This window comes from Gilliamella sp. B2887, assembly GCF_026537015.1.
Classification (GTDB): domain Bacteria; phylum Pseudomonadota; class Gammaproteobacteria; order Enterobacterales; family Orbaceae; genus Gilliamella.
Map to the genome: position 1 here is coordinate 88,317 of NZ_JAFNMX010000005.1, position 26,860 is coordinate 115,176.

General features: G+C 32.7%; 7 protein-coding genes. 6 read left to right on the plus strand and 1 reads right to left on the minus strand.

The window, feature by feature from the left end; all coding sequences use genetic code 11:
- The first annotated feature begins 1,059 nt into the window (after nt 1-1,059).
- From J3U13_RS05885 to J3U13_RS05895, 3 genes are all read left to right on the plus strand, one after another.
- A complete protein-coding gene (locus J3U13_RS05885) occupies nt 1,060-1,584 on the plus strand; it encodes a low molecular weight protein arginine phosphatase (protein ID WP_267340773.1) in 525 nt (174 codons plus the stop codon).
- Nucleotides 1,585-2,262: 678 nt separating this feature from the next.
- A complete protein-coding gene (locus J3U13_RS05890) occupies nt 2,263-17,145 on the plus strand; it encodes a non-ribosomal peptide synthetase (protein ID WP_267340775.1) in 14,883 nt (4,960 codons plus the stop codon).
- Between the two features lie 65 nt (nt 17,146-17,210).
- Nucleotides 17,211-17,879: a 4'-phosphopantetheinyl transferase family protein gene (locus J3U13_RS05895; RefSeq protein WP_267340776.1), complete on the plus strand. Its 669-nt coding sequence runs from the start codon at nt 17,211-17,213 to the stop codon at nt 17,877-17,879.
- A gap of 883 nt (nt 17,880-18,762) precedes the next feature.
- Here the strand turns inward: J3U13_RS05895 and J3U13_RS05900 are convergent.
- A complete protein-coding gene (locus tag J3U13_RS05900) occupies nt 18,763-20,175 on the minus strand; it encodes an EmmdR/YeeO family multidrug/toxin efflux MATE transporter (protein ID WP_267340777.1) in 1,413 nt (470 codons plus the stop codon).
- Between the two features lie 400 nt (nt 20,176-20,575).
- On the opposite strand from J3U13_RS05900, the gene J3U13_RS05905 reads away from it, so the two are divergent.
- The 3 genes from J3U13_RS05905 (at nt 20,576) to J3U13_RS05915 (ending at nt 26,771) form a co-directional block, all read left to right on the plus strand.
- Complete coding sequence (locus J3U13_RS05905; protein WP_267340778.1) at nt 20,576-21,295, plus strand: epoxyqueuosine reductase QueH; 720 nt, start codon at nt 20,576-20,578, stop codon at nt 21,293-21,295.
- A gap of 211 nt (nt 21,296-21,506) precedes the next feature.
- Nucleotides 21,507-25,781 (plus strand): acyl-CoA dehydratase activase-related protein, encoded by a 4,275-nt coding sequence (locus J3U13_RS05910; protein ID WP_267340780.1) that lies wholly within the window; start codon nt 21,507-21,509, stop codon nt 25,779-25,781.
- Nucleotides 25,782-26,507: 726 nt separating this feature from the next.
- Nucleotides 26,508-26,771 carry an HPr family phosphocarrier protein gene (locus tag J3U13_RS05915; RefSeq protein WP_267340782.1) on the plus strand — a complete coding sequence of 88 codons (264 nt, stop codon included), beginning with the start codon at nt 26,508-26,510 and terminating at the stop codon, nt 26,769-26,771.
- Nucleotides 26,772-26,860 lie beyond the last annotated feature (89 nt).

Genomic DNA, 26,860 nt, shown 5'->3' on the forward strand with positions numbered 1-26,860 from the left:
AAAAAATGACAGTAAAATTATTAATATATAGTAAATGTAATGTTTCTACCATCTAAAATTTAATTAGTATTTAAAGGTGGGGCTTCATTAAAAGAAATCAAATTAAAGGCATTAAAATCACAGTATAAGGTCTTTAAGATTATCGATTGTGTTGTTTAGTATGTGAGTTTTGCTACAACTGGTTTAGTCAAATTTTGATTCAATTATAAGATTAATGTTCTTCTAGAGACATTGATAATTGGTAAGTGTCCAATTATTTCTTTAATTATACCTGATAAAAAATGCTTATAAACTCAGGCTGATTAAGTTGTATTTTGATAACGATTAGGAATTAATTTCCTCTAAAATAATTATTAATACATCGAAAACAGCTTTTCAATCAGTGTTAACAAATATCCAAACTGAAAGGCATTCCTAAACTGACAACATATCATATCGCTGTATGGCAGCGTATATAAACGCTCAGAAAATGATAAATCTTGAAATAATGAAATAACTCTTAATGATTTAAGATTGATAGGATTATATTTAGATAATAAGTTTGGTTGATTATTAGGGAAATTTATATATAGGTATGATAAAAACCGAAAGATATTAGAGTCGTATTTATACTGATGATGAGTTTTAATAATTTTGAATTTATAGGTATTAGAATATAAATTGTAGTCAAATTAAGAAAAAGATGTGGTATGTATGTCCTGATAACAATTTGATGTAAATAATATTGAAAATAAAGAACATGAAATAATTTACTTATTGAAAAAGACACATAGAAATTTTAACAATAGATTCATGCTAACAGTGTCATTAAACATCAATTGCTGAACATTGTTATACATATAGGTTATACAATACGGTTATTTAAAGAGATTTATAAAAAATAAAATTATTAGAAAGATGCATGTTTATTAACCTATTTAAAGATTGTGTGATAGTTAAATAACCAAATAGAAGGATAATTCTTTTTAATTTAGAACTTTAAAGTAAATTTAATTAAAATTTATATCCATCTTTGATATCATAAAAAATTAATATTTAATTAATTATAAAGGCAATTTTATGTTTAATTTGAAAAAGTATTTTTTAATTATATTGGCATTGTTTAGTGCTTCTTGTTTTTCGCTTGATCGGGTGGTTATGTTTGTTTGTACAGGAAACACTGGTCGTAGCCCAATGGCAGAAGCATTAGCTAAAGATTATGTAAAAAAACATCATTTAAATATCATAGTTGAATCACGTGGTGTAAATGTTGATCCTAATGAGATCACCCCTGAAGAAGGCAGTGTCAAAGTATTAAAAAATAGAAACATTGATATTTCCTCTCATAAAGCGACTCAACTAGTCAAAGAAGATATTGATTCATCAGATTATTTATTAACAATGACACAAAACCATAAAGATAAAATTTTAGATAAATTTCCAGAATCTGAAGGCAAAGTCTTTACATTATCTGAATTTGCTACAGGTAAAAATGAAGATCTATCTGATCCTTATAAAATGCCAATGGCTGCTTATATTAAAGTTGAAAATCAATTAGATAAATTTTTACCATTAGCACTTGATAAGATTGCGAAAGAGGAATAATCCCTAAATTCAAATTAGATTAGCAAGTTTATAAACGCCTAGAGATTTTTTTATTTAATTATTAAGTAATTAAATCTTCTAGGTGTTTTTTTAGCAAATTAATAAAATCAGTTTACATTATTTTTAAGATTAAAAACTGTATAATCTTGACGATAAAAATTTCGTATTGCTATAATTTTACTGAATGTTAAGAAAAATTAACAATTAAATACCAAACATTAATTTATAGGGTAATCCTTAAATTTGATTCCCCCTCTCTATGTAATTTGACCAAAAACTAACCAAAGTCACCGTAATTTAACTACTAAAAAAATTTTGTAAAAAAAATTAAAGTTTTGTTAACGTTTATAATTTTTTTTAACATATTGATTATAAATAAAAAAAAATATTTCTGCTTAAAAACCCTCATTTTTATGACCTGCCGGAAAACTTACTTTGTATACAATTTAACCGTTAAAATATTAAAAAAAACATAAAGTTAATGCAGTTTTTATTTAAACAGTTTACATGAACAGATAATCTATATAATATTGTCGTTTGTAAAGAACGAATCAATTAATGACGTTAATTACTAAGTTTTCATAAAGGATTTGAAAGCTTTTTTGTAGTACAAAAAGGAGCAGTACAAAAATGATTATAAATTTATAAAATTAATTCTATTTTTTATAGGCAAAAAAGATGAAAAAAATAAAACTTACGCCCTATCAATCAATTTTTTATTACGAATGGCTAGCAAACCCATCAAGGAGCGATTACAACATCGTTTCTGATAATATAATCTCTGGAGAACTTAATCTTAGAAAATTTTCCGAAAGTTTTAAAAAAATTATTAATGAGCATTTTGTTTTTAAGAGTTACGTTGTAAATCAGGACGATGGTATTTTTTGGCAAAAAAGAGAATCAATTACAGAAGAAAATTTAAAGACAGTAATCGTTTATCACGATAAACCTTTAAGTAATGAAGATATCAGTAAAATTGTTGCTGAGCCCTTTGATTTAGAGAAGGATATTCCTGCCAGACTTCATATAATTCAAGTTGGTCATCAACAATATCGAATTATTTTAGTCTTTCATCATATTTTAGTTGATGGTGTAAGTACTCAAGAGTTTTGGGACAAACTTGGTCAATACTATAACGATATACCTTATGAGCTACCGTCATATGAGGTTCAAGCTCAAATGCATCAAAAATTAAACGATTCTTATCATGAAATTTTAAACGCACAAAGACAGCAGATGGAAGATTTCTGGAAAGAAGAGTTACAAGATGTAAAAAATATCGACTTAACTTTCTTAAAGTTATCAACCGAAAAACCAAAGCAATCAAATTCGTTTAAGCCTTATATAAGTGAATTTACTTTTAGCTATGATGAAAATATTTATAATCAAATTAAAGCAATACGACGTAAACATAAAATAACACCATATTTATTCGGTCAATTGGTAATGGCTTTGTTGTTAAATAAAATGACATCTCAAAGTGCAATTCCTCTTGTTTACCCAATAGCGTTTAATGAAGGTAAAGAATTAATATATGGCGCTCACATTAATACATTACCTGTTGTTTACCATTTTGAAGAGGATTCAACTTTAGAATCTGTTATACAAAATATTTTGGTTCATTATAAAAAGGTGAAACAGACAGGCGCAAAATACTTACCTATTTACGATATTATGCAGTTTGCTGAAAATGCTAATGTTCTTGATGTGGCATTTGTGCAAACATTCCTTCGTGACCATAAAATGAATCTTAATGGAATGATTGATGGAGCCGTTAATCATGAATTTCAGATAGATTTATCAAATAAATTAGTATTTGAACAAGAAGAATATAATAACCAGATTAATTATCGCGTTAAATTTAGTGAACAACAATTAGATAAACAACTGGTAGAACAACTTGTGAAATTCTATCAAAGACTGTTTATAAAGTTACTTGACTATTTAAGCAATGATCAAGCCGATATTTCAATAAATGACATTGAGTTTCTTAATGAAGATGACTTAAAAGTTTTAATTCATGATATAAATCAGACTCAACAACCGTATCAAAGTGATAAAATCATTGCTCAATTATTTGAAGAACAATGTCAAAAAACACCAAACAATGCTGCTGTGCTTTTTGAAAACATTGAAATGTCTTACGCTGAATTAAATTCCAAAGCAAATCAATTTGCTCATTATCTTCAAGAGCATTTTTCGATCAAACCGAATGATTTAGTTGGACTTTACTTAGATCGTACAGAACAAATTATTGTTGCTATTTTAGCTGTGCTTAAATCAGGAGCAGCTTATGTTCCAATAGATCCAACAGCACCTTCAGAGCGCAACAAATATATTTTAGAAGATGCAAATATTCGTGCAGTGATAACACATTCTCATTACGTTGATAAATTGAATGTATTAATGCCAACGGTGGAAAGTGTTCCGGTTGATGATTCTTCTTTTATTACAACCTTACAAAATTATTCAACAGATAATACTATTATTGAAACTAAACCAAATGATTTAGCTTATGTCATTTATACCAGTGGAACAACGGGTAATCCGAAAGGAACTTTAATTGAGCAACATAACGTTAATCGCTTAATTATTGGAGCTAATTATGTTGAAGTTGACGAGACAGATCGCATAGTATGTATTGCAGGATATCATTTTGATGCATCAATTTATGAAATATTCAGTGCTTTACTGAATGGCGCTGGAGTAGTTATTACTGCTAAAGAAAATCTCTTAGATTTAGATAAATTTAATCAATTAATTGAGCAACATCACATTACCAATTTTCTTGCTATATCTACATTTTTCAATACGTTAGTTGATGCTCAATTACCTAATTTAGCAAAATTGCGTTATATTCTAGCTGGAGGAGAAGCCTTATCAGCTGTTCACGTCAATAAATTTCTTAAATTGTATCCAAATGTAAAACTCGTGAATGCCTATGGTCCAACAGAAACGACTACGCTTGCTACAACTTATTTAACGAACAAAAGTCAAACATCATTCACTAACAATGTACCTATCGGCGTACCATTACCAAATACATCGGTATATGTTTTAAATCCACAACGTCGCCCAGTTCCTATTGGCTGTATTGGAGAACTTTATATTGGTGGCGCAGGTGTTGGTCGTGGTTATCTGAACAATGTTGAAATGACAAATAAAGTGTTCATTAAGAATCCATTTCAAACCGAAGATGAACGAAAGCAAAATTACAATGACCGTATCTATAAAACAGGTGATTTAGTCCGTTTCTTACCAGATGGCAACATTGAATATATTGGTCGTAATGACTTTCAAGTAAAAATTCGTGGTTTCCGTATAGAGCTTGGTGAGATCGAAACTCATTTAATGATGCATCCACAGATTAAACAAGCGACAGTGTTAGCTTTAAATAATCAAAGCGGTTATAAATATTTAGCTGCATATTATGTCGCTGATAATGAACTTGACTCAGCAGAATTGGCAGCGTATTTATTGAATGTGATACCTGAATATATGGTACCTTCAACATTTATACATCTACTGGTTATGCCTGTAACTATCAATGGTAAAATTGATCAAAGAGCATTACCAAAACCAGTGTTACTAACCCAAAGTAGCTATGTTGCACCTAGTTCAACCATTGAGCATTCGATTGTAGAGTCTATCGCCAGTTTATTAGGATTTGAAGCGAGTGCTATCAGTGTTACTGATGATTTTTTCCGTTTGGGCGGCAATAGTATTTTGGCTATTAAATTGTCAAGTAAGTTAACTCGAGAATTTGACCGATCTATTCGAGTTGCTGATATTTTCACTTTCCGTACTGCGCAAAAAATAGCTCAATTTATTGATAAAAATCAAGAAAGAAGACAATCAATAAGTGTGATGCCAGTTGAGCATATTGAGCAACAATTATTATCCTTTGCTCAAGAACGTCTGTGGTTTATTGATTCTTATGAAGGTGGCAGTAATGCTTATAATGTTCCATTGGTATTCAAGCTTAAAAGCAACACAGATATTAATATACTTGAAAAAGCAATACATGCAATTATTGATCGACATGAAGTTTTACGTTCACTAATTAAAACCAATGCTCAGGGAATTGGATATCAACAAGTTATTGATTTACAACAGTTCTCTTGGAAGATCAATAAACAAAATTGTTCAAACAAAGCTGAGCTTGAAGCTGCAATTTATGATGATCTACATAAAACCTTTATTTTATCCGAAGAATTACCAATTTCTGTTTGTTGTTATCAATTTGCCGGTGATAATTATTTAAGTATTGTCATTCATCATATTGCATTTGATGGTTGGTCAACTGATATCTTTTTAGATGAATTAGTCAATCTTTATCATTACGTTACGGCCTTATCTCAAGGAGATAGTCAGTACGCAGAAACATTACGTTTACCAGCCGTTGAAGTGCAATATAAAGACTTTGCTTTATGGCAACGTAATCTATTACAAGGTGATTTTTTAAATAATCAATTGAATTTCTGGAAAGGGCAATTAGAAGATTTTGAACAACTTAATTTGCCTACCGATTATTCGCGTCCAAGGGAGATTGATTACAGTGGTCATGATGTTACTTTTGAACTGAACGAGCAATTAAGTCAACAAATCCGTTCACTTGCCAATGAGCTTAATGTGAGTGTTTATTCGGTATTATTGAGTGGCTTTTATTTATTATTAGGCACCTTTAGTAATCAAAAAGATGTGGTTGTTGGTTCACCGATTGCTGGTAGAAATTATTCAGGCATTGAAAATACCATCGGCTTTTTTGTTAATACTTTAGCATTACGCAAATGTATTGAGCCTAAAGATAGTTTAAAATCATTTATATTACAGACAAGTGAGCTAGTAACCCAAGCTCAACAATATCAAGATTTGCCATTTGAACGATTAGTTGATGCATTAGCGATTGAAAAAGATTCTTCTCGTCATCCAATATTCCAAGTAATGTTTGGCGTACAGTCATTCGGGGCAGCGATACGAAATGGTAAAACAGAAGAATTATTATCTTTATACCAAAGTGAAATTGTTAATTATCAATCAGCTAAGTTTGATATGACAGTAATGCTTGATGACTCTAAATCAGTTATCACAGGCTTATTTAATTATGCTTGCAAACTGTATCGTAAAGAAACAATTGAGCATTACATCACCATTTATCAAACTATTTTAGAGCAGTTTTCTCAAATGTGTGAGTCAGAAAAACCATTGACAGAAATGCGTTTAGTGGATGCGGCTACTTTCAATCAATTGGTTTTTGAAAAAAATAAACCGTTTCAACCTTATGCAAGAAATAAATCTGTTGCGGAATTATTTGAGGAAAAAGTTAATCAAGTACCTAATAATATTGCAGTAATTTTCCAAGATACTGAATTATCTTATCAACAAATAAATGAGCAAGCTAATCAGTTGGCACGTTATCTGCAAGAACACTTTGATATAAAACCTAATGATTTGATTGGTCTTTATCTTGATCGTTCTCAATATATCCTGATCTGCTTCTTAGCCATTTTGAAAGCAGGTGGGGCTTATGTTCCATTGGATCCAAATGCTCCAGATCCACGTAATCAGTTCATTATGCAAGATGCAAAAGTCAAAGCCGTTCTTACGACTAAAAATCATTGTGATAAATTAACTGGTTTAGCGCCTAATTTATCAATATTGGCTGTTGATCAAGCTGATTTTCATGATAATTTACAAAATTATGCAAAAGATAATCTTTTGATTAAAGCGAATCCACATGATTTAGCTTATGTTATCTATACAAGTGGAACAACAGGGAATCCAAAAGGAACGCTTATAGAGCATCAGAATCTTAACAACTTTATTGTTAATGCTAATTATGTCAAAATTAATCCTAACGATCGTTTATTAAGTATCTCAGGTTATCAATTTGACGGTTCTGTTTACGATTTCTATACTCCGATACTTAATGGTATACCACTGGTTATTGCTGAAAAAGAGACATTTTTAGATTTAGATCAGTTTAATGCGTTAATTGCTGATAAAAAAATTACAAATTTCTGTTGTACAACAACTTTTTTCAATGCATTAGTCGATAATGAGGTTGCTAATTTAAATTTATTAAATTACATTTTTGTGGGTGGTGAAGCTTTATCAGCGCATCATATTAATAAGTGTCATCAACTTTATCCACATGTGAATGTTGTTAATGCTTATGGTCCAACTGAAACCACTGTCTTTGCCGTTACAAATTTGACTAATTTAACGCAAGAACCATTCACTTACAGTGTTCCAATCGGTAAAGCATTGACAAATACTTCACTCTATATTCTAGATGAACAACGTCGTCCTGTACCTATGGGGGCAATTGGTGAACTTTATGTTGGTGGTGAAGGTGTTGGTCGAGGTTATTTAAATAAACCTGAACTGACAGATAAAGTGTTTATTCAAAATCCATTCCAGACTGTCGTTGAAAAAGCTCAAAATTATAATGGGAGAATCTATAAAACTGGCGATTTAGTGCGTTATTTAGCGGATGGCAATATTGATTATATTGGTCGTAATGACTTCCAAGTTAAAATTCGTGGATTTAGAATTGAACTTGCAGAAATTGAAACGTGTTTAGTCAGCCACGCTGAGATTCATCAAGCTGCCGTACTAGCTTTAAAAAATAGTGCTGGTGCTAAATATATTGCAGCTTATTATGTTTCTAAACAACCATTGAGCCAAGAACAACTCGTTATTTATTTACAACAATCACTTCCTGAATATATGATCCCAGCTGCCTTTATTCATCTTGATGCTATGCCAATGAATATGAATGGTAAATTGGATCGTAAAGCGTTACCGACACCACAGCTCATTGATGAGAAAAACTATGTCGGTCCAACAAATGAAACCGAAGCTATTTTCTGTCAAACCTTTGCAAACATTCTTGGTTTACAAGCGAATGAAATCAGTATTCATGATGACTTTTTCAAACTCGGTGGGGATAGTATTAGTAGTATTCAACTTACCAACCGAATTAAACAAGCTCTTAATTATTATCTTTCAATTAAAGATATCTTCAATTTAAGAACAGTACAAGCTTTAAGTCATCATGTGATAAACAATCGACATGATTCAAAAATCAGTGTTGAAACTGAGCAAGGGATCTTATCAGGAAGTCTTGAGCTTTCTCCTATTCAACAGTGGTTCTTTAAAGAAGTTGAAGTCGGAAGATTCCCAGATCATCATCATTGGAACCAAGCATTTTTACTTAAAGTTCCAATGCTTAACATTGAGTTACTCAAACTAAGTGTACAAAAATTGCTTGAATATCATGATATGTTACGGGTTAATTATCGTCATACAGTTGCAACTTATCAATCACTACCTGATATGTTGCCATTTTCTACCCAGAATGTAACAGGTTGGTCACAAGATGACATTCACCAATTATTAACTGATTGGCAAAGTAATTTTACTTTTGATCAAGGAATATTATGTCATATTGGTTATTTAACTGGTTTTGATGATAATTCTGCACGTATTCACATCGCTGCTCATCATTTAAATATTGATGCCGTGAGTTGGCGTATCATTAAAGATGATCTAGAAGCTATTTACCAATATATAAGCCAACAATCATCTGTTGATGCCAATATCAATGTGACAAATATTTTAGGTGATAAAGGGAGTAGTTATCGTCAATGGGTAAATAAACAACAACAATACCCAACACTAATTGCGAGTGAGCAAGAACCGACGTATTGGCAAAGCATATTAGCTGATATTAATCAGTATCATAATCACCTTGATCAACACCGTGTTGATACGCTATATCAAGCTAAAATGCAGCTGTCTAAGACACAAACCTCTCGTTTACTTAGTCAAATTAATAAGGTATATGGTACAGAAATTAACGATATTTTATTAACAGCACTAGCACAAGCGTTAAAACTGGTATTCAGTGGTAATGATCACTATATATTATTAGAAGGTCATGGGCGAGAAGCGCTCTTTGATGAAATTGATATAAATAATACTGTTGGCTGGTTTACCAGTATGTATCCAGTTAAGCTAATTGTGAATAACGATAATGTTGCTAATAATGTTGCCATGATTAAAGATTCATTAAGAGAAATACCTAATCATGGTGTGGGTTATGGTTGTTTGGTTGGTTATATCAAACAAGCTTTACCAGCGATAAGTTTTAACTATTTAGGTCAATTTGATAGTACTGAAAAAGTAAATAAATGGCGATTTAGTGATGAAGATAGTGGTATATCAATGTCTTCTAATAATCGCATGACAGACTTTTTATCCGTTAATGGTGGTATTTTAGATGATCAATTACAATTTGCTATTACAGGATATGTCAATAACGAACACGGTGAAGCTCTAGTTACTGCCTTTACCCAACAACTTAATGAATTAATTGATCAATTAGCATTAATTGAACGAAGTTATTTAACGCAATCTGATATTAATGGTGTCATCTCTTCGACATTGCTTAATTCATTACAAAGTGACAGAGAAATAGAGGCAATTTATCCTGCAAATAGTTTACAGCAAGGCTTTATATATCATGCTGTTTCTCAAGGTGATTCAGATAATGCCTATCGAATTCAAATGATATGGGATTATTACAATTCACTTGATATTAATTTGCTTGAACAAGCATGGCACCTTACACAGCAAAAATTCCCTTCATTGCGTTTACGTTTCTCATGGGTGGAAGAGCTGGTACAGATTATTGATAAACAATCCGATTTTGCTTGGGAATTTATTGATCTTAGTGATCAAACTCAAGAGCAACAACAACTCAGTATGAGTGAATTGATCAAACAAGATGAACAAGTCGGTTATGATTTAACTAAAGGTCAACTGTTTAGGGTTTCCTTAATTAAATGTTCCAATGAATATTATCGATGTTTATTTAATAATCATCATGCTATTTTAGATGGTTGGAGTTTACCAGTCTTACTTAATGATGTGCATCAAAATTATTTAACTTTATTACACCAAAAAGAGGTAATTATCCATGAAGATAGTAGCTATTTAGCTGCCCAATCTTATTTACAAAGTAAAACCGATGAGACAGCATCATTCTGGAAACAATACCTTAATGTTGAGCTTGAACCTGAGAATTTAGAAAGCTTACTTAAAGCGGATCTAAATCACGTTAACCTAGGTGAACATAAATATATTGAAAATCCACAAGAGATTTCAATTGAACTTAATTCACAACAGTGTGAACAATTAAAAACACTGTGTAAAAACAGTGAGTTTACATTAAATGCTTTGGTTCAATATTGTTGGCATCAACAGTTAAGCATTTTTGGTAATACCAAAACAACCGTTGTGGGTATGACAGTATCTGGTCGTAACTTACCTATTGATGGTATAGAAAATTCTATCGGGCTTTATATTAATACATTACCTGTAATTTTAGAGCATACTGATGGTAGCGTTATTGAGACCATCAAAATGTTACAAACACACATTAATAATGTGAATAATAACAGTAATATTAATCTGATTGAATTACAAAAATCAGGTACACGTCTATTTAATTCACTATTTGTATTTGAAAATTACCCATTATCAGAAAGAGAAGAAAATGAATTAAAAATTGTGTTCCAAGGCGGCCATGAAAAACTGGATTATCCTCTCGGAATTGTGGTTTATGAGGCAGCAGGTAAAATATCGATTAAAATCAAATATGCTGGGGAACTATTTGATGAATCAGCTATAAAACGTGTATTGAAAGGAATAGAATTAACCTTAATACAATTAGCTAAAAATCCAGCTATTGAGGTAAATGCGCTCAATTTATTAACTGAGCAAGAGTATGACCAATTAATCGTTAATCAACAAAGAAATATCGTTCCATTTGAACGTCATAAACTCGTGAGCCAATTGTTTGAAGAACAAGTTCAGAAAACACCTGACTCTATTGCAGTTGTTTATGAAGATACGAAATTAACATATCAGAGTCTGAATGAACAAGCCAATGAACTGGCAAATTATTTACGATCACAGTTATCAGTACAACCTGATGATTTAATTGCGTTATACTTAGATAAATCGCACTATATGATAGTAAGTATTCTAGCTGTATTAAAATCTGGTGCTGCTTATGTGCCTATCAGTCCGAACACGCCAGAAGAACGAGTGGAATTAATTCTTAATGATACTAAAGCAAAAGGTGTGATAACCCACGCTCATTATGCTAAAGAATTGACCCAACTAGAAACTGAACTGCAACCGGAAGTTATATCAGTTGATGATCCATCTTTGAGTAACAAGCTTTCGCAGTTTGATAAACACAATGTGATCACTTCGACGCGAGCCCACCATTTGGCGTATGTGATTTATACAAGTGGTACAACTGGACTACCGAAAGGGGTAATGATTGAACATCATGGAATTGCTAATTTAGCAACGGTTCAGCAAGGTATTTTAGATCTACAGCCATGTCATCATAAGCAAGATCAGAAAAACGTTCTTTGGTATTCAAATTATATTTTTGATGCTCATGCTTTCGAAGTATATAACGCCTTACTTAATGGCCATCAGTTGCATATTCTGTCGGAAGATAAACGTTTAGACTTTATAGCCTTATCTAAATATACTCAAGATCAACATATTGATTTTGCCTTTATTCCACCAGCTTTACTTGATCAAGATGAACTACTTTCAGTACCTGTTTTGACCGTTGGTGGTGAAGCTATTAATGCTAAATTGGTACAACGTTATTGTCAGCAGGGTATTAAGTTAATTAATGTTTATGGACCAAGTGAAACGACTGTCTGGGCGATGGCTCATCGTTATAATAAAGATGATCTAAATACAGACTTGGGACAAGCCATTAATAACGTTACTTTATATGTTCTTGATGAATATTTACGTCCTGTACCTCAGGGTGTTATTGGTGAATTATACATCGGTGGTGCTGGTGTTGGTCGTGGGTACCTAAATAACCCAACGTTGACCAATCAGTCATTTATCGCAAATCCATTCCAAACCAGTGAGGAAAAAGCGCGAAATTATAATACTCGAATTTATAAAACTGGGGACCTAGTTCGTTATTTACCAAATGGTCATATTGAATATATTGGTCGTAATGATTTTCAGGTTAAAGTCCGTGGTTTCAGAATTGAATTAGGTGAGATTGAAACACGATTAATTAGTCATCCTCAAATTAAGCAAGGACTTGTTGTGGCACTGACTAATAATCAAGGTAATAAATATCTTGCTGCTTATTATGTCTCTGATACAGCCATAGATCAGGCCGAGTTAACCAGCTACTTAGAACAAACATTACCTGAGTATATGATTCCATCAGCCTTTATTCATCTAACGGTAATGCCAGTTAACGTTAATGGTAAAATTGATCGTAAAGCATTGCCAATGCCTAACTTTGTTATGCAAGAAAGTTATGTTGCTCCTAGCACAGTGACAGAACAACAGTTAGTAGCCGACATTGCTGAACTATTGGGAATGGATATCGATTCTGTAAGTGTGATTGATGACTTCTTCAGATTAGGTGGCAACAGTATTTTAGCTATTAAACTGTCAAGTAAAATAGCCAAAACTTTTGAGCGTGATGTGCGTGTGGGGGATATTTTTACTTATCGTACCATTCAAGAAATAGCGAAATATATTGATGGTAATCACCAAAAACGTCAATCAATTACCGTACATCAGGTAGCTAATGTGCATGAACAAAGATTATCTTTTGCACAGGAGCGTTTGTGGTTTATTGATTGTTATCAAGGAGGTAGCAACGCATACAATATACCATTAGTGTTCAAACTTCTGCCAAAAACCAATATTTTGTTTGTAGAGCAAGCGTTACAAGAAATTGTTCAGCGCCATGAAGTGTTGCGTTCATTAATTAAAAACACAACAGACGGTGTTGCCTACCAACAAGTGATGAGTTTGCAAGAGCAACCATTGACAATCGAAAATCATGATTGTGATAGCCAATCTGAATTAGATAAAGCTATTCATAATCATGTATACAAAGTATTTATGTTATCTCATGAATTACCAATTTCGATTTGTCGATACCAATTTGATCAAGAGACTTATATGAGCATTGTGATCCACCATATTGCATTTGATGGTTGGTCAATTGATCTGTTCATTAATGAGTTCAGACAGTTGTATCAATACTATGAGGCTTTATCTTTAGGTGATCGTAATCAAGAGGTTGTTCTCAATTTACCACCAGTAGAAGTACAATATAAAGACTTTGCTTTATGGCAAAGAGAGTATTTGCAAGGTGATATATTGACTGAGCAGTTACAGTTCTGGCAAGAACAACTGGCCAATTTTGAGCCGCTTAATTTACCGACTGATTATGCTCGTCCACAACAAATTGATTATACGGGTCAAAATGTTCTGTTTGAACTTGATTATGATATCAGTGAACAAATACGTTCATTAGCAAAAGAGCTCAATGTTAGTGTTTATTCTGTGTTACTTAGTGGTTTCTATTTACTACTTAGTTCATTTAGTAATCAAAAAGATATTGTTATTGGTTCGCCAATTGCAGGAAGACATTATCAAGGTACAGAAAATACCATCGGTTTCTTTGTCAATACATTAGCATTAAGAAAATGTATTGAACCGAGCGACAGCCTAAAAATGTTTATTTTGCAGACCAGTGAATTAATTACGCAAGCTCAACAATATCAAGATTTACCATTTGAGCGCTTAGTTGATGCGTTATCTATTGAAAAAGATATTTCGCGGCATCCTATTTTCCAAGTGATGTTCGGGGTACAATCATTTGGTGAAGAAGGAAAAGAAGATACTCTATTGCAACGTTATTATAATGACAATGCAGGGTATCAAGCTGCTAAGTTTGATATGACAGTGATGCTTGATGATTCTAAACCAGCAATATCAGGCTTGTTCAATTATGCTACTAAACTCTATAAGCAGCAGACCATTGAGCACTATATCACGATTTATCAATCAATCTTGAAGCAGTTTACACAGATGTATCAACAGCAACACGCTTTAACAGAGCTGCATCTGATAGATAACTCGACGTATCAAAAAGTAATCTTTGATTGGAATAAGACGCGTTGCGATTATCCAACAGATGTGACAATGCATCAATTGTTTGAAAGACAAGTATTAAGAACACCAAATAATCTAGCTTTAGTCTATGAACATGACCGCTTGACTTATCAAGAGCTTAATGAGCAAGCGAATCAGCTAGCACATTATTTGCGTGAAAACTTTAATATTCAGCCTGATGATTTGGTGGCAATATGTCTTGAGCGTTGTAAATACATGTTAGTAAGTATCTTGGCTATCTTAAAGGCAGGTGGTGCTTATGTACCAATGGATCCTAATATGCCGGAAGATCGTCTCAGTTATATGATAAAAGATACGAAAGCTAAAGTTGTATTAACAACTAACTTAAGTTATGAAAAGATCAATTCTTTAGTTTCTGAGGATCAAGTTGCATTGAACTTACAGTCTTTACAAACAATTGATTGCTTAAGTAAATATCCAACAACTAATCCAACGCCATTAGCACAGCCTAAAAACTTAGCTTATGTCATTTATACAAGTGGTACAACCGGTATGCCAAAAGGTGTAATGTTAGAACACCAAGGTGCGGTTAACCGTATTATTTGGATGAATAACGAATATCCGATTACTGAAAAGGATCATATTTTACAAAAAACGAATTATACCTTTGATGTCTCGGTGTGGGAGCTATTTTGGGCGAATTGGTATGGCGCCTGCATTGTTTTCGCTCACTCAGAACTTTATAAAGATAATGTTTATCTTGCGGAGTTGATTGAAGCTGAACAAATCACGGTATTACATTTTGTACCATCAATGTTAGTTGCATTTGTGGAAACTTTAGAAGCGCAACCTAATTTGGTTCCAAAAGTTCAGGGATTAAAATATCTGTTCTGTAGTGGTGAGGCACTTAATCTTTATGAAGTAAAAAAATGTCATGTGTTGATGCCAAATTGTAAGGTACATAACCTTTATGGACCAACAGAAGCAACCATTGATGTGCTTTATTATGATTGTAATAATCCAAACATTTCCCAAGTATTAATCGGTAAACCTATCGCTAATACTTCGGCTTATGTTCTCAATGAATTATTACAGCCAGTACCAATTGGCGGAATAGGTGAGTTATATGTTGGTGGTGATAATGTTGCTAGAGGTTATCTAAATAATATTCCATTATCAAATGAGCGCTTTATTGCTAATCCGTTCCAAACGGAAGCAGAAAAAGCACAAGATTATAATGCTAGAATTTATAAAACCGGCGATCTTGTTCGTGCTTTATCTGATGGTAATATTGAATATTTAGGTCGTAATGACTTCCAGGTTAAAATTCGTGGATTCAGAATTGAACTTGGTGAGATTGAAGCTCGATTGACCCAGTATGATGGAATTAAACATAGCGTCGTTATTGCTTATGAGCAGGCTTCAGGCAGTAAATATTTGGTTGCTTACTATCTAGCTAATAAGGAGATTGATAGCCAATTATTACAAGCTCATTTAAATGAAACTTTACCGGGATATATGGTTCCGTCAGCATTCATATATTTAACTGAATTACCAATTACTTCAAATGGTAAGTTAAATCGTCGAGCGCTACCAAAACCAGAGCTTACCGATAAGGTTGAGTATGTCGCGCCAGAAAATGATCTCGAAAGAACATTATGTGAAGTCTTTGCCAATATTCTTAAAATTCCTGCCGAAGAAATTAGTATGCAAGATAGTTTCTTCCGATTAGGTGGTAATAGTATCTTGGCTATGATGCTTAATAACCGAATTAATGATGCCTTTAAAATCAAAATGCGTTTAGTTGATATTTTAAGCGTCAATACGATTCGGGAATTAGCAAGAAAAATCTCAACAGCTCAAGAACAGTTTAATCCTATTGTGGAATTAAGGGTTGATCATGAAAAAACACAAATTTTTATGATTCATCCTGGATTGGGCGGTTGTGATGTTTATCAATCATTAGCGAATAAGTTATCCTCAAAATACAGCTGTTTTGGTGTAGATTCTTACAATTTATATCATGATAAACCTATTGAGGATCTCAATGTTTTAGCGCAATATTATCTGGATCATATCAGTAAAGTTGCAACAAAAGATCAGCCAATCAAATTGCTTGGTTGGTCATTAGGTGGCAACATTGCGTTAGAAATCGCAGTACTTCTTGAGCAACAAGGAATCGAAAATATTGAAGTTTATCTATTAGATTCTTGGTTATTAAAAGAGCAGGATTTAGTTCAGAATCATCATCCAGTAAACATTGCTCATGCTATGGATCGATTAAATCTACCTGCACATGTGCGCGATCAGATTGAGACTTTTGCAAAAATTGATAACAAGCTAGTTATCCAGCAGTTATCAGCTAAATTAAAACATACTCAAGTTGTGTTGTTTAAAGCTACACAAATTGATCAAGGTAAAGACATAGCTGAAAAATATGCATTGAATAACATTGATACTTATTTGCAAGATAACTCTCAATTAAAATTGGTTGAGATAAATTGTGATCACTACACGATTTTATCTCATGAGCAAGACATTTTAGCTCAGATGTTATAACCTTAATATTAACCATCCCCTTAAAGGAACCTTATTTTAAGGGGATGTTTTTTTAGGTAAAGATAATGAATTTCATTTATTTAGCTAATATCAACAAGCTACCTTGGTTTGTATTACAAGATCAAAAAAAAAAAATTCTTAGCTACTCTGCTCAGTTAGAGATCGATAAATTTAAATTTGATCAAGATAAATGCCGAAGTTTAGTTGGCAAAATGCTATTGCTTTATGCATTACAGCGTCATGAACAATTTCAACAATCCCGTTTACCTGTCATTGATTATGGTCTTTATCGAAAACCCTATATTCGTACAATAAAAGGACATTTCAATATTTCACATGCCCATGATTGGGTTGCGTGTGTATACAGTTGTAATGGTGAAGTTGGCATTGATATTGAGCATATTACACCCATTAATATTCTTGATTATCATGATGTTATGACTGAAAATGAGTACCAAAGAGCACTCAATGATCCACAATTTGATTTTTTTCAATTATGGACATTAAAAGAAGCGATTATGAAAGCGCAAGGACAGGGATTCTATTTACCACCATCTTCATTTGAGTTACCTTCACCCTTTCATAATGATGATATTATTGAAATTAATCATACGCATTGGTTTCTTTATAGTCAAAGTTTTACTAATGAATATAAATTGTCATTGGCTTCTTTGTATCCAACAGATGGGCAAGTGCAAGTAATTCCACTGCAACCTGATCAATTTTGGCAGTAATTGATTGTTGGAGTTTGACTAATATTTAAAAATTTTATTTGACGATTATTTATTTTATATCAGTAAAGTGCTCAGCTGATTAATTTCTATAATTATTATAGTTAAAAAACCATATTAAATTACTAATTTATGATTAATTAATTTTTTATTGAGGAATAAAGATAATAATCTCCTTTCTGTTAATTGATTTTTGAAGATTTAATATTATTAATAGTCTCGTGTTGAATTTTAGTAAATAAAAGGGGTTGTTTGAAAATATTGTCATCAAGTAGTTCAATAATGCTTGAACAGACCTCTTTAATCTTAATTTATTGATGGTCAATTAACTGTATTGGTATTGAGGAGTAATTTAAAACTGTATACAACAACATTCATAATGTTGTAATTCTAGCCACTCTTTGATGAAAGCCATTGACTGGCGTATTACATTGAAAAATATTTCAATTAAATCAAATTGTTATTTTAATCATAGCGTATTACTCTTTGCTATCCTATTCAATATTTCAAGTGTGGGTAATTCTGCTGCTCCATCATCAACAGTTTAGTCTTCAACAATTAAATCTAAATCATTTTTTTCATTTGAAACACTAGTAATAAGTGCTTAATTCTGAGGTGCTTTGTTCAAATGCAAGAACAAACTGCACATTACTTGTATCATTCCAAAATGGATAAGGAGCTTTCTATAGTTATGAGTAATAACGAACGCTTATTACTCATAACTGTTTAGTTTAGTAAATTTATATTGTCGGCAAATGATGGATCAGACATTTTTAGAAGCATGTAAATTATTTTATTAAATAATGTTGTACGTTAAATCCGATCGCATTGCAATTAATGTAGAATATAAAAAATGATGTGCTATTGCTTCAACTTAATTATAAAACTAAATCCTTTTTTTATGACGCCATAGCCAATTGCCACTGATTAATCGTTGATAGAAGAAAATACTTCTGATGATCCAATCTAAAAACATACCACACCAAACACCAATCACACCAAATCCGAAGTATACACCAAAAATGTAACCCACTATAATTCGGCACATCCACATGCTACCAATGGCCACCCACATGGTATAACTGGCATCTTTAGCACCTTTAAACCCATAAGGCAGAACAAAGGAAGATGCCCAAAATGGAGTAAATAAGGCGTTTAACCAAAGTAAATGTTTTGATATTTCAATAACATCTTGATCATCGGTATACAATGAACTTAATAGGCCAGCAAATGGTACCGATAAAAAGGCTAAAAAGCACAGTAATAAATTAGTCAGATGGAAGATGAATTTCAGTTGCCTAGTTGGTTGATATATTTGTCCCATACCGAGCCGTTTACCGACAATGATAGTCGATGTAGAACCCAGTGTTCCTCCAGGCAAGTTCAGTAATCCGGCAATCGAAAAAGCAATGAAATTGGCTGCAATAGTTGATGTACCCATGCCTGCTACAAAAGTTTGAGTCATTAACTTACCAATATTAAACATTACTGATTCAACACTAGCAGGGATACCAATACTGAGAATATCGAAAAGAATTTTGGTATTAAAAGAATGAAAATAGCTTCTTAATGGTATAAATAGTGCTCGACTAGGTTTAATTGTTAATACTATTAGAATAAACATCATACCACAATAACGCGATGCCGTTAAACCAATACCGGCACCAATAAATCCTAATCCTTCCCAATTGAACATGCCATATATCAATAGATAACTTATCGATAGATTTAATATATTCATGATGATGTTCAAATACATCGGTAGTCTAGTGTTACCTGCACCTCTTAATGCACCGCAACCAACTAAAATAAAAGCTAGGGCAGGGTAGCCTAAAACAGTTAATTTGATAAAGGTTAATGTAAGTTCTTTGACGTTTGCTTCAGCTTTCCCAGCTATGATTTCAACAATCCAATAACCTGAAAATTCTACAAAAACAAAAAGTAATATAGAGATTATGATTAATAACGTGATGGATTGTCTAGCTGCTGAAACGGCTTTTTTTCGATTGTGACGTGCCAAACTGAAGGCAACAACAACGGAAGTTCCCAGTGCAACCGCCATAAAAAATGACATAACAATCATATTAAAGCTTTCAGCCAAGCCAACGGCAGCCATTTCCGCTTTACCTAGCCAACTAACGAGAAAAGTACTAAAAATTCCCATCAATATGATGGATAGATTTTCAATAAAAATTGGCATGGCTAAAGGTAAAATTTCACGCCAAAGCAAAACATTGTTTGAATGTCTTTTTTGGTATAACTGTGTTTTCCTTAAGCGATCAACTAATTGAACATTCAATTTAAAGCCTAAATTTGTCCATAAAAATTTTGTTTATATTATAACTCTTTTATTTGATAAAAATGAACTTATGTTTCAAAAATAAACTTTACTAATAATGAGGTTAAATAAAAATACATTATTTAACCTCATTGCCTAATAAAATGTATTGTCATAATAGACAGTAAACTGGTGTGAGCAAAATAAATGTATTTCACTCTTAAAAAATTGTTAGTATGAGCGCGTAGTGGTTAATTTTCAGTATTAATTAACAGATATCCTATCCCTATTTGTCAAAAAATTTGAGGAAATATATATGTTTCAGTATAAAATTCAGATACTTTTCTTGAATGATGAATTATATAACTATATTATAGCGAACTTTAAAGACTTGGATCACCAAAATAATAAATGAGTCCTTATGTTAATCAATGCTAAAAACATTCTCAAACAATTAAACCCACATAATAAAATTAATTATGACTCGGTATTAAAAGAAGTCATTGCCAATTGGCAATCTGAGGAGATTCGTCCTAAATTATTAATACATAGTTGCTGTGCTCCTTGCAGCACCTATGTTTTGGAGTATCTGGCACAGTATGCCGATATCACCATTTATTTTGCTAATTCAAACATTCATCCTCGAGTTGAGTATGAATATCGCAGTGTTGTGCAGCAAAAATTCATTACGGATTTTAATGAGAAAACAGGTAATAATGTTCAGTTCTTAGAAGCGCCTTATCAACCAGCAGAATTTATCAAACAAGTTGAACATCTGCGTGATGCTCCAGAAGGTGGGGAACGTTGTCATATCTGTTATAAAATGCGTCTAGATTTAGCAGCCATCAAAGCACAAGAATTAGGATTTGACTATTTTGCCAGTGCATTGACGTTAAGCCCTAAAAAGAACAGTCAAAAAATTAATCAACTCGGTTTTGAAATTCAAGAAATTTTTTCAGTTAATTATCTGCCTTCCGATTTTAAAAAAAATAATGGTTATAAGCGCTCGATAGAACTTTGCAAAGAATATGATGTATACAGGCAATGCTATTGCGGTTGTATTTTTGCAGCTAAAGCCCAAGGCATCGATTTAAAAAATGTGATAACCATTGCTAAACAAGGATTAGAAAAACAAGCTTGATTTTTCATTTATTGATATAAATATACTAAAACGTAGTCTTAACCTGAAACTTTTTGACAAAACTGACATTTTTATAAAATAAAAATCTTAAACAAGCATAGTAAATAGTTAAAACATTTCGCTATAATATTGTTGATAAAATAAAATTAGCAGAAAAAAACGATTGTATGTTTTTAACGTTAATTGTGATTTTACAAAATGTGAGTTTATTATGACAAAAATCTATAAACTAGGATTGGATGTTGGCTCAACTACGGCAAAATGTGTTGTGCTTGATGAACATGATAATTTTGTTCATACCAATTATGTTCGTCATAATACCCATATTGTAGCAACCGTGCTTGCATTACTTAATGAAATTAAAACAAAGTTGGGTAAGGATATTCTTTTATCAGTAAAAGTAACCGGTTCTGCTGGGATGGGTATTTCAGAGAAAGCCGATATTGCTTTTATACAAGAAGTTGTCGCCGCTTCTGAAGTAGTGCAACGCAAATATCCTCAAGTGCGAACTTTGATAGATATAGGCGGCGAAGATAGTAAAATGATTTTTTTCTTCCCTGATCGTCCTCCTGACATTCGGATGAATGGCAGTTGTGCAGGAGGAACAGGGGCATTTATTGATCAGATGGCTACTTTGCTTAATATTCCGATTCAACAATTTGATCAATTTGCCCAAGACCATAACCAAACTTTTCCTATTGCCTCACGCTGTGGTGTATTTGCCAAAACTGATGTTCAAAATCTAATTAGTCGTAATGTCTCCAAAGAAAACATTGCCTATTCTGTCTTACATGCTGTTTGTATTCAACTGATTAATACTTTAGCGCGAGGCTATGAAATCATGTCGAAAGTCATGTTAATCGGTGGGCCTTTTTCTTTTATTCCAACATTAGGTAAAGCGGCTTTGCAGATATTAAAATTAGCTGATGAAGACATGATTAAAACTGACCATCCAACATTATTATCCGCTTGGGGAGCTGCGATACACCTTATTGAGCGAACAGAGCTTTCTCTTGATGATTTTATTAATCGATTAAATGCTTCAAATAAAATCCTATCCAATCAATCTTTTCGATTAAAACCACTATTTAATGAATCATTATCTTTCACTGATTGGAAAAAACAGCGTAAATACATTCCAATTCCACGTTTAGATTTAGCTGATTATCAGAAACAATACACTTTTTTAGGCATTGATAGCGGATCAACAACAACCAAAATTACACTCATTAGTGAAGATAATGAACTCCTTTTTACTCATTATGCATCGAATGAGGGTCACTCTATTAGTGCCTTAATTAAAGGGTTGACACTATTAAAAGATGAAATTGCCGCATCAGGTAAACAAATTATCATTGCTCGTACTGGAGTGACCGGATATGGTGAAGAGCTATTAAAAGCTGCTTTTGCATTTGATGATGGGCTCGTTGAAACCATGGCGCACTTTGTCGCTGCTAAACATATTGATCCTGAAGTGAGTTTTGTAATGGATATTGGCGGGCAGGATATGAAGGCCATTTTTATTGCTAATGGAGTGGTTAACCATATTGAGCTTAATGAAGCATGTTCATCTGGTTGTGGATCCTTTATTGAAACTTTTGCTAAATCACTTAATTCCAATATTATCGATTTTGCTGATGCGGCTTGTAATTCCGCTAATCCTTGTGATTTAGGAACACGTTGTACCGTTTTTATGAACTCAAAAGTAAAACAAGCTTTGCGTGAAAATGCGACTATGGGAGATATCTCCGCTGGATTAGCCTTTTCGGTAATTAAAAATGCCATTTATAAGGTGCTTAAACTTCATGACATGCGTAAAATGGGCAATCATATTGTAGTACAAGGTGGAACTTTTAAAAACCCAGCGGTATTTAGAGCGTTAGAACAATTAACAGGAGCACAAATTACCAGCTCTAACATCCCTGAATTAATGGGCGCTTATGGTAGTGCTCTGGTTGCAAAAAATCATTATCAACAAAATCCTACATTATCGCAGTTTATCGGATTAAACCAGCTTCACAAAGCTGAAGATATTAAAGCCAAACCTTCTCGTTGTAAAGGCTGTGAAAATAAGTGCGACATTATGATTTATCGCTATGCGAATGGACGACGTTATTATTCAGGAAATAAATGTGAAAAATTCTTAAGTAATAATCAAGATAAAGACAACAATTCTTTTAATATGCTTGATTACAAAAACAATCTGTTATTTGAACGCGCTAGCATCTCTAACCCTAAGGCTAAACTCCATATTGGCATTCCACGTGCATTAGGTCAGTATGAAAATTTTCCTTTTTGGCACACATTGTTAACGCAAAGTGGCATTGATGTCATACTTTCACCTTATTCAACACAGGCTATTTATGAAAAAGGTGCAGGTACGGTCATGTCGGATAGTATATGCTTTCCCGCCAAGTTAGTACATGGGCATATTATGGAGCTCATTGAGCTAAAAGTAGATCGTATCTTTATGCCAATGGTTGTGTTTGAGTCAGCGCAATTTAATAACGCGGTTAACAATTACAATTGTCCAATTGTAAGCAGTTATGCTGAAGTTGTGCACAGTTCAATTAATCCGGAAAGCAAATATCATTTGCCGATTGATTATCCGGTAATTAACTTCACTGATATTCAATTGCTGAAAAAAGGCTGTATTAATTATTTAACATCGTTAGGTATCACTAGAGCTGTGGCGGAAAATGCCTTTTGTGATGCCTTAATCGCTCAATCAGAGTATAAACAATCGTTGTACAATAAAGCGGCTGAAATTGTGAACAATGCTAGGCAAACTGGTCGTTATGTCTTTGTTTTGGGTGGACGCCCCTATCATAGTGACAGTTTAATTAATCATAAAACCCCTGAAATTTTGAACGCTCTAGGTTGTGATGTAATTACTGAAGATTCCGTATTAGGCGCCATTAGTCAATTATCCCCAGAATTGCAAATCTGTTCACAATGGAGTTATCCAAATCGCTTATATGCTGCGGCTACTTTTGTTGCTGAACAACCTTATAATGTGCAATTTGTTCAAATTAACTCATTCGGTTGTGGTCCTGATGCAATCGTTACCGACGAATGTAAAGCGATATTGGAATCAAAAGGTAAAACGAGTACGGTGATTCGTGTTGATGAAATTACGGCAACAGGATCTGTTCGATTACGATTGCGTTCTATTATTGAATCGATGAGAATGAATCAACAGCAGCCTTTAAAAAGAGTAGCACGTAAAAAAATAGCTCTTTTTAGTAAACAAGATAAACAACGTCGCACTATTTTAGCGCCATTTATTTCTGATTTTTACTCACCTTTATTACCTCCTATTTTTGCTTTATCGGGTTATAAACTCGAAACCTTACCTAAACCGGATAAAAGTTCAGTGGAATGGGGATTAAAATATTGTAATAACGAAATTTGTTATCCAGCGACCATTATTGTTGGTGATATTGTTAAGGCGCTACGTTCTGGGAAATACAATCGTGATGAGATCGCAGTGGGTATTACGCAAACCGGTGGACAGTGCCGAGCCAGTAGTTATTTGTCGTTAATTAAAAAAGCGATGATCAGTAATGGCTTTGAAGATATCCCCATTATTTCACTTAGTACAGGTAATATGAATCAAGCTCAACAACCGGGATTTAAAATCAATTGGCTCAAAACATTACCGATTAGCTTTTTTTCCATGCTGTTTGCTGATTCATTATCAAAAATGTACTATTCCATAGCACCAAGGGCTAAAGTAAAACAACAAGTTAATCAACTCAAAGAACTCTATACACGAAAATTACAACAACTGATTCACCAAAAAAAAGGACAACGTTCCATATTTGCATTATTAGCCGATGCGATTCAACATTTTAATCAGATTGAAGTGATAAATAAAACATGTCCACAAATCGGTATTGTTGGAGAAATTTACGTAAAGTATAACAACTTTGGTAATCAACATAGTGTTGAGTGGTTAATTGAACAAGGTATAGAACCCGTAATCCCTCCTATGATTGAATTTTTTGCACAATGCTTTGTTAATTATGATAATAACGTGGATAATTATCTTGTATCAAAAAGTTATCATTCTTATTTAATGCACTTTTTTGAAAATATAGCGCAGCGTTACGTTGATAAAACAAATAAGATTTTATCGTCCTTCAAATATTATCAACCTTTCCATAATATTCGTGATATTTCAAAAAAAGCTAAACAGGTTCTTAATTTATCGAACCAATTTGGAGAGGGTTGGTTAATAGCAGCAGGCATTATGACATTTGCTGAATATGGAATTAATAATGTTATCAGTTTGCAACCATTTGGCTGTATTGCCAATCATGTGGTATCGAAAGGTATTGAAAAACGGATGCGCGATTTTAATCCTAAACTTAATTTGTTGTATTTAGACTTTGATGATGGTGCAGGTGAAGTGAATGTACTTAATCGTTTGCATTTTATGGTCAGTTCACTGAAGTATACACAGCTACAACGGATTGTATAAAAAAATTAAATACTCAATTCTATATTCATTGAATCTACTTAGTTGCATATTAATATTTTAGGCCTTTTTATGATATCAATTCACCAATTAAAATCTAAATTTGAATCATTTTTTCTCCCGATGATAATAGGCTCTACAATGGCAATATAACGGGTAAGCAAGTGACATTATCAGCGTGTTTGAGATAAGTTTTGTATGTATTTATAGTGTTGGTTTGTTTTCATATTATTGATGTTTTTTGTGTCATTGCTATTTGGATATTGATTATAATTGATTCAATGCTATTGATGGCAGGTTAGCACACAAGTATCAATAATAAATTTATTTTAGGTGCTTAATTAAATGAAATTAATAATGTTTCATAGTATGAAAGATTTACTATCTTAACTCCTGTCTACGATGTCTCGTTTCAGTTTCAGTGAGTTTAGCTGTAATTACTGAATTGACCGATAACTTTCAGGCAAGAACTACAGAACAGTAATGGGGATAAAAGATTGAAATAACCTTGGTGGGTACGGTGTTAAAAATATTCATTGAGAATCTGTTCATTGAGATTATTTTTTCAAACAGTACATTATAATTGGGTATGATTTTAAATCAGGTTATGAAAACAAGAAGTATAGTATAAATTGCAAAAAAATTTGCATATAAAAAAGAGCAAAAGAATTCAATTTATGATATAAATACAGAAATGTTTTAACTTAAGTTATAAAGAAGGACACGAATATGTTAAAAGAGCAAATGGTAGTAAAAAATTCAACTGGATTGCACGCACGCCCAGTAACAACACTTGTAAAACTAGCCGGTCGTTATAAATCAAATATCGAACTAGTTTATAATGACAAAGCGATTAAAATGAAAAGTATGATGGGTTTATTAGGTGCAGGTGTCAAAGGTGGCTCAACTGTTGAAATCATTTGTGATGGTGAAGACGAACAAGCTGCAATGGATGAAATCCGTGAATTATTTGCTACTGGTTTTGGTGAGTAATTAACTGAAAATTAATTAAATTAACATCAAAGCATTGATTATTCCGTCGACTTAAGTCGACGGAATTGTTTTAAAAGGGCATTAACTAA

Excerpts from the sequence above, each read along its gene's own strand:
- J3U13_RS05885 (WP_267340773.1), top strand. The coding sequence starts at position 1,060 with ATGTTTAATTTGAAAAAGTATTTTTTAATTATATTGGCATTGTTTAGT.
- J3U13_RS05915 (WP_267340782.1), top strand. The coding sequence starts at position 26,508 with ATGTTAAAAGAGCAAATGGTAGTAAAAAATTCAACTGGATTGCACGCA.
- J3U13_RS05905 (WP_267340778.1), top strand. The coding sequence starts at position 20,576 with ATGTTAATCAATGCTAAAAACATTCTCAAACAATTAAACCCACATAAT.
- J3U13_RS05890 (WP_267340775.1), top strand. The coding sequence starts at position 2,263 with ATGAAAAAAATAAAACTTACGCCCTATCAATCAATTTTTTATTACGAA.
- J3U13_RS05910 (WP_267340780.1), top strand. The coding sequence starts at position 21,507 with ATGACAAAAATCTATAAACTAGGATTGGATGTTGGCTCAACTACGGCA.
- J3U13_RS05895 (WP_267340776.1), top strand. The coding sequence starts at position 17,211 with ATGAATTTCATTTATTTAGCTAATATCAACAAGCTACCTTGGTTTGTA.